13 protein-coding genes are annotated in these 12,611 nt (G+C 46.2%); 2 read left to right on the forward strand and 11 right to left on the reverse strand.

The features are described from left to right. Positions 1 to 365 precede the first annotated feature (365 nt). The 7 genes from QUA56_RS34385 to der all read right to left on the reverse strand — a co-directional run bounded on the left by QUA56_RS34385 (position 366) and on the right by der (position 6,145). Entirely contained in the window at positions 366 to 983 is a 618-nt protein-coding gene (locus tag QUA56_RS34385) for a cell division protein SepF (protein ID WP_333367838.1), read from the reverse strand. 67 nt (positions 984 to 1,050) lie between these two features. Continuing rightward, positions 1,051 to 1,737: a YggS family pyridoxal phosphate-dependent enzyme gene (locus QUA56_RS34390; RefSeq protein WP_333367840.1), complete on the reverse strand. Its 687-nt coding sequence runs from the start codon at positions 1,735 to 1,737 to the stop codon at positions 1,051 to 1,053. Between the two features lie 93 nt (positions 1,738 to 1,830). Continuing rightward, complete coding sequence (gene pipX, locus QUA56_RS34395) at positions 1,831 to 2,100, reverse strand: transcriptional coactivator PipX (RefSeq protein WP_333133005.1); 270 nt, start codon at positions 2,098 to 2,100, stop codon at positions 1,831 to 1,833. Between the two features lie 42 nt (positions 2,101 to 2,142). Then, positions 2,143 to 2,601 carry a holo-ACP synthase gene (acpS, locus tag QUA56_RS34400; RefSeq protein WP_333367843.1) on the reverse strand — a complete coding sequence of 153 codons (459 nt, stop codon included), beginning with the start codon at positions 2,599 to 2,601 and terminating at the stop codon, positions 2,143 to 2,145. A 250-nt stretch (positions 2,602 to 2,851) separates the two neighbouring features. Further along, entirely contained in the window at positions 2,852 to 3,847 is a 996-nt protein-coding gene (locus QUA56_RS34405; RefSeq protein WP_333367846.1) for a CbiQ family ECF transporter T component, read from the reverse strand. A gap of 261 nt (positions 3,848 to 4,108) precedes the next feature. Further along, positions 4,109 to 4,585 (reverse strand): four helix bundle protein, encoded by a 477-nt coding sequence (locus QUA56_RS34410; protein ID WP_333367849.1) that lies wholly within the window; start codon positions 4,583 to 4,585, stop codon positions 4,109 to 4,111. Between the two features lie 198 nt (positions 4,586 to 4,783). After that, the gene (gene der, locus QUA56_RS34415) at positions 4,784 to 6,145 is read right to left on the reverse strand and encodes a ribosome biogenesis GTPase Der (RefSeq protein ID WP_333367852.1); all 1,362 of its coding nucleotides are present in this window, start codon (positions 6,143 to 6,145) and stop codon (positions 4,784 to 4,786) included. A 389-nt stretch (positions 6,146 to 6,534) separates the two neighbouring features. Here der and QUA56_RS34420 point away from each other — a divergent pair, with 389 nt between their 5' ends. Further along, positions 6,535 to 7,077 (forward strand): acireductone dioxygenase, encoded by a 543-nt coding sequence (locus QUA56_RS34420; protein ID WP_333367855.1) that lies wholly within the window; start codon positions 6,535 to 6,537, stop codon positions 7,075 to 7,077. Positions 7,078 to 7,176: 99 nt separating this feature from the next. On the opposite strand, the gene QUA56_RS34425 is transcribed toward QUA56_RS34420, so the two are convergent. The 4 genes from QUA56_RS34425 to QUA56_RS34440 all read right to left on the reverse strand — a co-directional run bounded on the left by QUA56_RS34425 (position 7,177) and on the right by QUA56_RS34440 (position 10,352). Next, positions 7,177 to 7,995 carry a hypothetical protein gene (locus tag QUA56_RS34425; RefSeq protein WP_333367856.1) on the reverse strand — a complete coding sequence of 273 codons (819 nt, stop codon included), beginning with the start codon at positions 7,993 to 7,995 and terminating at the stop codon, positions 7,177 to 7,179. Between the two features lie 331 nt (positions 7,996 to 8,326). Continuing rightward, positions 8,327 to 8,800: a DUF732 domain-containing protein gene (locus tag QUA56_RS34430; RefSeq protein ID WP_333367859.1), complete on the reverse strand. Its 474-nt coding sequence runs from the start codon at positions 8,798 to 8,800 to the stop codon at positions 8,327 to 8,329. A 205-nt stretch (positions 8,801 to 9,005) separates the two neighbouring features. Continuing rightward, on the reverse strand, positions 9,006 to 9,638 hold the full coding sequence (locus QUA56_RS34435; RefSeq protein ID WP_333367862.1) for a cupin domain-containing protein: 633 nt from the start codon (positions 9,636 to 9,638) through the stop codon (positions 9,006 to 9,008). A 144-nt stretch (positions 9,639 to 9,782) separates the two neighbouring features. After that, complete coding sequence (locus QUA56_RS34440; protein WP_333367865.1) at positions 9,783 to 10,352, reverse strand: sigma-70 family RNA polymerase sigma factor; 570 nt, start codon at positions 10,350 to 10,352, stop codon at positions 9,783 to 9,785. A 910-nt stretch (positions 10,353 to 11,262) separates the two neighbouring features. On the opposite strand from QUA56_RS34440, the gene QUA56_RS34445 reads away from it, so the two are divergent. Next, the gene (locus QUA56_RS34445) at positions 11,263 to 12,477 is read left to right on the forward strand and encodes a DUF4331 domain-containing protein (protein WP_333367867.1); all 1,215 of its coding nucleotides are present in this window, start codon (positions 11,263 to 11,265) and stop codon (positions 12,475 to 12,477) included. The last annotated feature ends 134 nt before the right edge of the window (positions 12,478 to 12,611 follow it).

The raw sequence follows: 12,611 nt of genomic DNA on the forward strand, positions 1-12,611 counted from the left end.
GCGTCGCTTTCGACAATCTGCAACTTCCATTTCCGATCTGGTAGGGACGCACCTTACTAAGTTGTAGGGTGCGTCGCTTTCGACAATCTGCAACTTCCATTTCCGATCTGGTAGGGACGCACCTTACTAAGTTGTAGGGTGCGTCGCCTTAGAAAATCTACAAGTTCCATTTCCGATCTGGTAGCGACGCACCTTACTAAGTTGTAGGGTGCGTCGCCTTAGAAAATCTACAAGTTCCATTTCCGATCTGGTAGCGACGCACCTTACTATAGTGGTTTTATGAATGAAATTCTGTTATCAGCCAACAGCCAACAGCCAACAGCCAACAGCCAACTGTCAACAGCCAACTGTCAACTGTCAACTAACTACTGAGCCATTTGAGCTTGTTCTGCCGGCCAGACTGTCGGTGCAGGAGCAGCAGCAGCGCGGGGCCGTCCTTGGGCTGGGGGCACTTCGTGAACCACACCAGACTGAGTTCTCACTTGCACGCAGCTAGGCGTAAACAAGAAAATACTTTCGCCAATACGCTCTTGATGACCGTCAAGGGCGTAAGTACCGCCCGCCACAAAGTCCACAGCTCTTTGCGCTTGGTCTGGGTCCATCACCGTCAGGTTCAAAACTACAGACTTCCGTTCTTTAAGAGCTCGAATTGCTGCCGGCATCTCTTCAAAAGTGCGCGGCTCCATGACTACTACTTCCGAAATCCCGTTCATAGCTCCAGGCATTCCAATCACGTTATTCATTACTGACCCTACTCCCCCGGTTGGTGCAACAACATCCGTACCTGTCGATCCTACTACTGACCGCTCCCGCATTCTGCGATTTTGGCGGCGTTCTTCTTCTGCAGCAGCAGCGGCGTTCGGTTCAGGCGGTTGGTAGACGTTCTGAAAGCGATCGCCTTCGGTTTCGTCGTACTCGTAATCGTACTCAGGCTCATTGGGGAAGCCTACAAAATCTCGTAGCTTAGAAAAAATGTTCACCATTTAAGCTCCTTCACGACTGTGCTGCCCCGACTATAACTCGCGTTGCGGGTTAGTCGCGGGTGGCTAACTACTCTATATTTAACCCAAGTTGTCCTCTTCTAGAGCCAAACAAACTTGTTCCTAGCCGTACCATAGTAGCACCTGCTTGAATTGCCAAATGATAATCTCCCGACATCCCCATCGAGAGCTGCTGCATTTGAATGCGGGGCAAATTTTGCCGATCGATTTTGTCAGCAAGTTCGCGGGTGCTGTTAAACAATTCTAGGATTTGCGAGTCATCTAATCCTAGCGGAGGTATTGTCATCAAACCTTGAATTTTGATATGCTGACATTTGTTGAGTTCTGGAAGGTCGGCAAGCAGTTCTGTGACGCTCCAGCCGTATTTGTCCGGGTCGGGCAACATTTTGACTTGCAAGCAGACTTCGGGAGAGCAGGACTGTTCGCCCGCCAAGCGCGAGAGACGCTGAGCTAGTTTTAAGTTGTCGAGAGAGTGAATCCACTGGAAATGCTCTAGGGCCTTGGCTGCTTTGTTGGCTTGCAAGTGGCCGATCAAGTGCCAGTTGATATCCGGCAAATCTTTCAGTTGGCTTTGTTTTTCGGCGGTCTCTTGAACCTTACTCTCGCCAAAATCCCGGATACCGGCGTCGTATGCTTCGCGGATAGCATCAGTCGGTACCTGTTTGGTAACGGCAATTAACCGCACTGATTCGGGCAAGTGTTGGCGAATGCTGTTAATTCGAGAGGCAATGGTCATGGGTGATCGACGCTGGGAACTGGAGGGAAGGAAAATTAAGACTGTTACTAATTACCAAATTACCAATTACCGATTACCAATTACCGATTTTCGCTATTGAAATGTGCGCTGGTGAATGGTCTGCAATTGGTCGTACTCCTGATATTGGCCGCTGCGACGCAGGCTTCGCAGGCGAATTTCGACCATGAGGCGAGCGTCCGATCGGCTGATGGGTTCAAATCTTAGCCCGCCAGGGCCGTTTGTTACCAAAAAAAATAGGCGCTGGGCGTATAGGGTGGTAAATAATTCTTGGCTGTCTTCAACCTGGGACACCCTGAAGAGGAGGCCAAAGTTTGGATGATTCAGGTAAGTTTCGGTAGTCATTCAAGTTTATAGTCGGTCAATTTTAGATTAAAGATTTAGATTTTAGGTTTTAGTTTCGGTGTTTGTGGGGACGGGGTTGTTCTCAGGCGGGATGCAAAGGGCGATCGCCGTAGCCATACAATAGTCTCCGTCATGGCTGAGGCTCAATTGCCACTGGCAATTTCCCCAAACAGAGGCTCGTGCTGCTGCGGTTCCGTGCAGTTGCACGTTTGGAGCACCGTTTTCGGAGCGCCGAATTTCCACATCTGCATACCGTATTCCCCGCCATCCCGTGCCTAGAGCTTTGACAACAGCTTCCTTGGCTGCCCACCGCCCCGCTAGTTGGTTGCAGGAAACTCGATTCATTTTACCTTTAATGCTGCTGTCTTGAGAATTTAGTTGCCCGCAGTCTCTTTGTTCGGTGGGGGTGTAAACTTTTTCAAGGAAGCGATCGCCAAAGCGGTCTAATGCAGCTTGAATGCGCGGAACATATACGATATCTGTCCCGAGATAGATGTTCAAGGTCTTGGATCTCTAAATATTTGTCTCCATTACTTTAGCAGGACACTCGGGTACCAGACAAAACTTTCTCAAATCTAGACCCGCGATCCAAACCCCGCTCGAATCCAGGGCTGTTTCATTCTCTTGTAGGGCCAATCCCTCGTGAAGAGTCCCGATATCTGAAACTCGAATCAGTCCTTCCCAATTCTTCAATCTCAAATCTAATCAATCAATCAATCAATCTAAAATCTAAAATCTAAAATCTAAAATCTCAACTGTCCCACCCCCAAACCAAGCGGGCGCTCCAGAGGAAGATCAAGCAGCCGAGGGCGATCCAGTCTCGGATTTTCAATTGCAACTGGTGCCATTCTACACGGTGTCGATCGGGACTGGTGAAGCCGCGAACTTTCATGGCGCTGGCTATTTGTTCGGCTCGCAGGAGCAAGTTTTCTAAGAGTCGCTCGGCTATCATCAACCAAACTTGAGCGGCGCGGCGAAATCCGAGTTTTTTCCAGTTTATCGCTCTGGTTCTGACCGATCGCACTAAATTTTGTATTTCTTCCAATACTAGGGGAATGAAGCGCAAAGATAACGTTAATGTTAGTGCTATTTCGGTAACAGGCCAGTTCAAGCGGCGCAGAGGCTGCATTAAGTTTTCGATCGCGCTGGTGATTTCTTCACTGGCTGTGGTAAGGAGATAGAGGTTGGTACTGTAAATTACTGTGAAAAATAGGGTGCTGACGTTGATAGCTAAATCTAGGGATTTGCGGGTGATTTTAATCGGGCCTTGTTTGAATACAACGTAACGGTAGTTTGTGGGTTGGGGGAGTTGATTTGGACTTTGGGATTTGGGATTTAGGATTGGGGAGTTTGAGCCTAAATTAAAAGGTTTGTACCAGGGTTTGGGCTTCTGAGGGGGTGGAAGGGTTGCGGGCTGTTGGGAAAAGGTTAATTCGTCGGCGGGGATGCGGGGCTGGTGTTCTGAGGGGAGTGCGTCGGGGGCGATCGCGCTGAGGCAAAATACTAAAATGCAGAATAATAGCAGCAGTCCCATTTGCTGTTTCCACACGCGCAGTGGAATGGCTGCGGTTAGTGTTAGTACAATTAACATTCCTACTAGCATCAACCGCCAGAGGGGATTGGCGAGGATTGGCGCAATCAGAAATGTCATCAACCAGGCTAGTTTTACACGGGAGTCTAGCCTGTGAAGCCAGGTTACGGGTTGTTCTAGGTAAAGTCCTATGGGGAGCGATCGAAGTAAGTCCATCTTGCGATTTTAGATTTTAGATTTTAGATTTTAGATTGAGGGATTGTTTGATTGAGGGATTGTTTGATTGAGGGATTGTTTGATTGAGGGATTGATTGATTCAATGATTGATTGATTCAGGGATTGATTGATTCAGGGATTGATTGATTCAGGGATTGATTTTTGAATGGGGATTATTTGATTGAGCGATTGATTTTTTGAGTGGGGATTATTTGATTGTTTGATTTTTGATAGGAAATTTTTGTGGGATTTGAGATTCTTTTATTTGCGATTTGCTGTTGGGTTTTTAGCAATTAAAGTTTTGATGGAGGCAACTCTCATCGCTAAAATTTCATTCGTTTCTGACATATAGCCTTTCTCAAAAAGATGAGGTATGACTGACAGATTATATAACCACTTAAACGTATAGGGCTGAAGCCCAACTACGTACCTCATCTTTCTGAGAACCGCTATAATACTCCTCAAATTAGCGACATCTACTAATTTAGCTTCAACTATCAGCTCCATCCAATAAAGACTTTCGTCTGCTTCTTCTTCCACTATTCTGAGTTTCGCAATTAAGTCTGCTGTCGATCTAGCGCGACAAGCTGCTCGATAGTTAGCCCCTACAGAAGTCCCTGAACGAATTAACTGCTTGCCAATTACCTCAGAAACGGTATTTTTGGGCAGTGAACTTACTAGCTTAATCACTCTCAATGCTAGCTGCTTCGTTCTTTGTTTAAACTCTTGTTCGTCCATCTTGGGATTTTAGATTTTAGATTTTAGATTTTAGATTTTTTCATGGGGGATTTAAGATTGTTGATTTTCGATTTGGTATTTGACATTTGGAGTTTACAATTTTTGGATTTTAGATTAAACAAAAAAACGCAATTCATTAATTTTATCATTAAATTGCGTTTTTTCTTCAATCTAAAATCCAAAATCTAAAATCTAAAATTACTTGACGCGCAGTGCTCTATTTGTTGTACTCATTTCTGTCGCACGAACTTTTTTGCCTCTCCAAAGCAGCCGCATTGGGGTGCCAGTAAAGCCGAGGTGTTTGCGAAATTGGCTTTCCATGTAGCGGCGGTAATTTTCGGTGAAGCGTTTGGGATCGTTGACAAACAGGGCGATTGTCGGTGGCTGCGATCGCACTTGAGTACCGTAATAGATTTTGCCTTGTTTTCCTTGGCGGGTAACTGGGGCTGAGTGCCAGCTTGTGGCTTCTTCTATGACTTCGTTAATCACGGCGGTAGTGACGCGGCGTTTGTGTTCGTCGGAGGCTTTGTCTACTAATTCAATGATTTTTTCCACTCGCTGTCCGCTCATGGCGCTAACAAAAATCATTTCTGCCCAGTCGAGGAAATAAAGTCGGGTTCTTACTTCTCTTTCGTACTCGTAGATGGTGTCGGATTCTTTTTCTACGGCGTCCCATTTGTTGACGACTATGATGCAGGCTCGACCTTCTTGGCTGATGCGATCGGCTAATTTTTGGTCTTGATCCGTAACGCCGTCAATTGCGTCAATTACTAACAGTATGACGTTGGCACGGCGGATGGCTTTGAAAGCGCGGTTGATGCCGAAAAATTCTGCACCGTATTCGACGTTTTTCTTTTTGCGGATTCCGGCTGTGTCGATCAGGCGGTAGGTTTGACCGTTGCGTTCTACTAAGGTGTCGATCGCGTCGCGGGTTGTGCCGGAAATCGGGCTGACTATGGCGCGGTTTTCTCCGAGAAATGCGTTTAACAAACTCGATTTGCCGACGTTGGGACGACCGATAATTGCTACTTTAATTTCGTCTACTTCGGGCAGTGCTTCTGTGGGAAGGTGAGTAATTAATTTGTCGAGCAATTCGCCGGTGCCGTTGCCGTGAATGCCGGAAATTGGGTAAGGTTCTCCGAGTCCCAATTGCCAAAAGTCTGCTGCTTGGGTAAGCCCTGTATTTTCCGATTCGCACTTGTTGACGGCGAGAATGACGGGGACTTTTTGCAGTCGCAGCCAAGATGCGATCGATTCGTCGCCGCCGGTGAGCCCGGTTTGTCCGTCTACTACGAAAATGGCTGCGCTGGCTTCTGCGAGGGCTGCCATTGCTTGTTCGCGAATTAAAGGCAGAAATTCTGTTTCGTCGTCGAATACTAGCCCGCCGGTGTCTACGACTTGATATTCCCGATCGCCCCAGTAAGCCGGTCTGTAAGTGCGATCGCGCGTGATTCCCGGTTCGTCGTGGACGATCGCGTCTTGGGTGTTGGCTAAACGGTTGACGATCGTCGATTTGCCTACATTGGGGCGTCCAATAATAGCAACTATAGGTAGAGGCATAAAAGTAGCAGCAATTAGGCTGCGCCGTAATTTTGAGGTTTAGCCTTCTATTGTAAGCTAATCTGACGAGAATTTTATAGATTGAGCCTGTGTTTCTTTATTCTCTTACTGTAGGCGGTGTTCTGTCGATCGCCCCTTTGAATATCCAACCATAAAAAATAAGCAGAGCCTATGGATCTGCATTACCCGCCAGATTCTGAGAACTAGAAATAAAACTTAAAAAACCCAACAAATCATCTCATGTCTGGTAATTCTTTGATGATTGTGAAGGTAGATATCGGATTTTAGCGATCGGCTATTATTGAAAATAAGCAGGAGTTTAGTCTGTAACCATATATGGAAACAGGAAACTAAATTATCCTCCAATATAAATAAGTAGGTAGGGTACGATGGCTGTTCTGCAACTAGAAGACGGTACGACATACAGCGATATCCGGGCGATCGCGAGCCAACTGGCTATTTTAAATATTGAGCTCGATCGTCTGCCAACGATCGAAAATCCTGCGGTTCGAGAACTGCTAGTCCAAGACATCCTCAATGTAACAGAAAAACAGCAGATCCTCGCCGCATTTAATAGCGAGTTTGAACAGTTCAAGTGCACAAGCGGGTGTCAGTGGTGCGACTTAAAAGTGCTGCACCCGGGTTCGCCGCAGATTTACGCGCTGATGACTCAAAGCAATCGTACTCACACTCACACAGATGCAGAAGTTCTTCACATTTTAGCTGGAGAATGTGTTTTTGGGTTTGTGTATTCTAACGGCTCTCAGGTACAATTAATGTTGCAAGCAGAAGAATACATTAAAGTGCCAGCCAATACCGAACATTGGTTTTATCTCACTCCGTCGCTGTACTTGAAAGCCGTGCAGTATTACACCACTGCTCAAGGGTGGGTTCCTCAGTATACTAACAGGAAACTCAAAATTAAAAACTAAATGTAGGGTGCGCTGCGCGCACCTTCCTAGATAAAACTCGGCGATTGAAATCGATCCCATACCAACAAAGTCTGCCAAGGCGGACTAAGAAATAAAAGATTAAATGCTTTCTAATTCAGCGGGTGCGGCAATTTCAATTTCTTCGCAGCGCTGTAAAAGCGCTTCTATTTCCTGAGCCAAAAAAATTACTTCCGGCCACGAAGAACCGTTGATTAAATCTTGAGCGTGAGCTAATTTGTTTCTCAATGCTTCTGCTGATTTTAAAAAACGCTCTCCGTAGCGTTTGGATTTGAGCCCCAGCCGATCGACTATTTCAGCATTCGTCAGGATTAAATCTCGCTTGTCGCAGAATTGCAGGTAATCGATTAAGTCAATTGCTTCATTTCGCGATCGCCCCAATTCCCAAAGGTGTTTTGCGGCTAAGATGCGATCGCCCTTAAGCAATTTCTGCCAAGAATCTTGGGGAAAGTAGATCCGCACGATCCGCAATAAATTCATTTCCAGAAGCGTCACCAATCCAAACAGCAGCATCCGCACCGGTGCTTTTTGCAAATCGCCGCAGGTAACAATCCCGTCGATCCTGTTGCTTTCCAATACAAATAATCTCGGTTTTTCTCGCAGCAGCGGCAGCAATTCCATCAAAGGAGTCGAAGCGGCGATTAATTGTGAAGGGTGAAAAATTTGTTGGTAGTCGCTGCACTTGCCTTTACCTAAGTGCGATCGTTCTACATAGCCGCAAACCGTGCCGTTTTCTTCGATCCCGAGCACGTCAAAATCGCGGGCTTCCATCCACGATCGCAGTTTGGCTGCATCATCGCAAGCGGGGACAGATTTCAGCGGTTCCGCGAGGTATTTAACTGTAATGCTATCTTTGAATAAATCCCGCAAGTCGGCGGAACTTGATTTTAAATGTTTCATCTCATGTCTGGTAATTTCATCGATCGTTGCGCGACAAGAGGACAATTAATATTGTAACTGCAAGTAGAGACGCGGCATTACCGTGGGGAGCATCTCTGTTTTGCAGTCCTGGACCCAACTATCATATATAGTAAGGTGCGTCAGCTCTCGAAATCCTCGATAATCATTTGAGAACTTAGCCTGACGCACCCTACGAGTCCATTTGATTGTGACAGTTGCGTCCAGGAATGTTTTGTAAAAAGCGTTTTTTAGGAGTGCGAACATCCCCTTGCACTCCTGTAAAATCAAAACTGAGATATTTCCTTACCGTGTCCCTACAGATTTCATGATATTACTTACTGGCTAATTCCGGGCAATAATGGTTGGCGGCCAGAGTGGTAACAATATCGGCATCGGCGAGAAAACTCTCTTTGACAGTTGGATTTTCGATACTGGCAGCTTGCCCGATCGCTCTTAATTTAACTTCCGGCAGAGAAACTCCCGATTTTGCTTCCGCACACATTCTTTTAGCTGCCGCAATTTTTTGACCGGGGGCCCTTTGGATTGCTTGCAGTAAATTGTCCGTGGCTTCTGGAGAGTAGCTTTTTGCTAAGCGTTTGTAGTCTTCGATAAATTTCCCATCGTTTCCTGTCAGCTTAATGTCTGATTCTTGAGGCGAGCACAACAAATTTAAGTTAATTACTTTTCCCGCTGAATTGACCAGAAAACATCCTTCGCGTTCTTGGGCGATCGCGCTTTTGTCGCTGGAAACCAATTGTATAATAAGGGCGGACAAAACAGCAGTTAAACGCCAGTAATTTAGCATAGCACTATCCTTGATTTGTAATTTTTAATCTGTGCTTCACGGGCGAGACGCCCGTGCCACAATAGACATCTCCAAAAACTCTTGTGGGGCAGGCATCCTGCCTGCCAGGGGACGGGCGAGACGCCCGTGCCACAATAGATATTTCCCAAAGACTCTTGTGGGGCAGGCATCCTCCCTGCCATTTTCACTCCTGTGTCTAATAAATTTAGGTGTCGGATCGGACAAGCATTTCGTTGTCTGTGGAAGCTTTCATTAACAGCAAACATCCCCCTTGTGTGAGGGAGGAATGTATGGAACCTGGAACAGATCGAATGTAGTCGCCTTGATGGCAAATTTCCCCTTCTACAATTAAGTCTCCTTCTAATACAAACACTTCCTCCGAGGCAGCGTGTCGGTGCAGGGGAAATGTTACTCCCGGTTCTAGTCGCATCAAGCAGGTAATTTCGCGCTTTTTTTTGTCAATATAAAGCTTGCCCAACGAAACTCCGGGAACTCCATAAGATTTCCATTTGACATCATTCGATCGCACGATTAAAGATGGAGTATTGTTCTCTGTTTTGGAGCTAACAATGGGCTTTAAATTGACTGATTCTGCCGGAGTTGGTGGCAGTTCGGCTATGCGCTGGAACAGGCGGTTTTTGAGGTCGGGGGCGACGGGAACTGGGGGGGCTGTGTAGGCGATCGCGGCAATTGTGGCTTCAAAAGCAGCTAATTCACTTGTAAGTTCTGCGGACTCTTTCAATTTCTCTGCAAATGCGCCGCGTTCTGACTCGTCGAGGATATCGAGAGCTTGAAGGGCTGCAAGGATTTTATACTCCTCGTCTGGCATCATTTCCATCTGTTTTCCGCGATTAATTGTAATTCAGCCTAAGTTAATTTTAAATTTGAGATTGGTCTGCTGCCCTCGCACTCAAGATGGATGATTGGAGATGCCATAATTTTAGATTGATGTTAAAAAACTTAACTTTTGTTTTTTGACAATCTAAAAAAATTGTTCGCTCAAAGCTTGACGCAATTTGGAAATACCCAACCGAATTCTGGTTTTGATTGTACCTGTCGGGATACCAGTTTTAGCTGCGATCGCCGCGCAAGTCAGCCCTTGGTAGTAGGCAAGTTCGATCGCCTCTTGCTGTTCCTTTGGCAGTTTTTCTAAGGCTGCTTTGACTTGTTCGCTGCGTTCTTTAAACATTGCATCTTCCATCGGTTCTGCAACGCTAGAGATGGGTACTTTAGCATCTTCCAGACAAGCTTGAGCCGCCCGGACTGTTCGCTGCATCGCTCGCAGGCGATCGAGGGAACGACTGCGGGTCAGCATGAACAACCAGGTATCTGCTCGACTGCGAGAAGGATCGTAAGTTGCTGCTTTTTGCCAAATTTGGGAAAAAACATCGATTACCACTTCTTCAGCTTCTTCTACCGAACCCAGAATTTTGTAAGCAAGAGCGTAACTGGGACGACCGTAGCGATCGTAAAGTTTAGCTAATGCCGTTTGGTCTTTCCGGGCAATCTGCACTAAAAGCAGCGATTCATCGCCTGACTTCTGGCCTGTCATTTCAGTGTACCCAAAATTTTTGTTTTGACGGCACAGATCCAAAATTAACAATTCGGCGTATATCACTACAGAACATAATTGTAAGTTTGAAGTTGGGGGTACGAGCTGGAGTATGCCTTTTCAGGCTAATTTTGTCGTGCTTTGAATTGTAAAAATCCCAAGTCATATTGAATTTTACCACCTGATTAGTAATTTTTTTGACACTTAGCAATCCGCTTTATGCACAACGAAGAAATGCCCTGAGCCTGAACACTCAATCGATTGCGCGATTTTAGATTAAAGATTAAAGATTAAAGAATTGAAGCATTGACCCAGCCCACAAACGGATACCGTGCCACGTACTTAAGTCGTGGAAAGATAAAAATTTTAGACCCTAGTTCAAGCTCCCAGATTGCATCTGTGGGATAAATCTCAAATCTCAAATCTCAAATCTCAAATCGACTGACCCCACGGATAAATTCGGGGGGCAAGTTTCATCGAATACAGGTTTTTTATTTCTGGACGGATGAATCACGTGGCGGGTATCCTGGATGCTTTCAGTCAAAACAGCGCCCTTAACTCGTTCCCAATCTCTTTCTGCTCGCTCCCAAGAAGAGCCTGGGAACCCATACAAGCGAGGCTCTGACTCCACTAGATCGAGAGAGGCTCTGGTTTCCGAGCAGGCATTCCCAAGCATACTCCGGGAACGAGTAAATCCTCAATAACGCACTTTTTTACATAAATTAATCTGGCAGCACAGATCCAAAATTGCCAAACCTTCGTATACCACCAATAGGAGAAGGCTCAGCAACAGCGCAAAAGCCCGACAGGTTGACAGATTTCAACCTGTTGCTGCAAAAGTAAAACCCGCGAATGCGGGTTATTTACCATTGATTTGTGGAAAAATCTCATTGCAATAAAGGTGCTAACTGTGAAACTCACAAAGAAAATTCGCCGAACCCTACTAGCTATTGAAGTAGCTCTAATTGTTGTATTAACTCCCGGGATAATTGCCGCTTCCGACCACGACGACGGCGAAGTAGATATCAAAGGTCGCGCGGTCAATTTAACTGACCTGTATGTATATCGCGAAAAAGACCAAAACTCCGGTGCTGCGGACGGGGATTTAGTATTTACCATGAATTCAAATCCCAGGTCTGTAGCCCGCTATCAATATTATTTCAGCACTACAGCCCTCTACCAATTTCACATCACGCAGGTAGGTGACGTGAATTCTACACCTACTGGACGCGCCGATATTATCTTGCGGTTTGCCTTCAGTCCGCCTAACAATACAGGTATGCAAGCAGTGGCTGTAACTGTTGTTCGCGGCGGCTCGGAGACTGTTGCTAAGACTACAGTTAACGGCGGGCTTATTGCCACAACTCCGCTGAATTCTAATGCTGTTTTGAATACAGTACCTGTGGGCGGTTCTAACTTGACTGTATTTGCCGGTTTGCGGGAAGACCCGTTTTTCTTTGATGTGGAACAATTTTTTCGAGTCCGCGCTGGGGCTTTGGGAACGGGGCCGAAAGTAGGTTTCAAGCAACCCAATCAAGCGATCGACTTTACTAAAGGTTACAACGTCAATACAATTGCCGTGCGCGTTCCGAAAGCGTTTTTGCAAGCAGGAACTGGGGCGAATACTTTTGATGTTTGGTCAACAGTTTCGATTCGCGATGGAGCTGGCGGTTTCAAACAATTCGAGCGTTTGGCGAGACCTGCAATTAATGAAGGTTTGATAGTTTCTCCCGCTTATCTGGAGGCATTTAATAATATTCCTCCGAGATTGGATTTGAGCGCTGCTGCTGCTCCGGTGCGGCAGGAAGCTGTTGCTACTCTGAATGCTGTGGATCTTTTGGACGGTCGGGATAATGTCGATCCAAATGCGATCGCCGGAGCTTTCTTACCCGATGTCATGCGGATCGATACCACAAAAACCAGCGGCTACGCTAGCGCTACAAATTCTCAAGGAAGTTTGATCGGAGGTCGTATGCTAATGGACGACGTTATTGATATCACTCTGGGAGCTTTGGTGGGTTCTCCGGTTGGCGATAACGTTTCTTATAACGGAACTCCGGGAAATCCGGCTCAGGGACACAAACCTTTAGAACCGAATTTTCCTTATTTGGCTTTGCCTAATTAGTTATTGGTTAGTTGTTATTGGTTATTGGTTAGTTGTTATTGGCTAATAACTAATAACCGGGAGCATCTCAGTTTTGCATTTATAGTGCGAGCGTCCCCGCTCGCGATTTGTAGAATACGCGAGCGGGGACGCTC

The organism is Microcoleus sp. N3A4 (genome assembly GCF_036701805.1).
Classification (GTDB): Bacteria; Cyanobacteriota; Cyanobacteriia; order Cyanobacteriales; family Microcoleaceae; genus Microcoleus.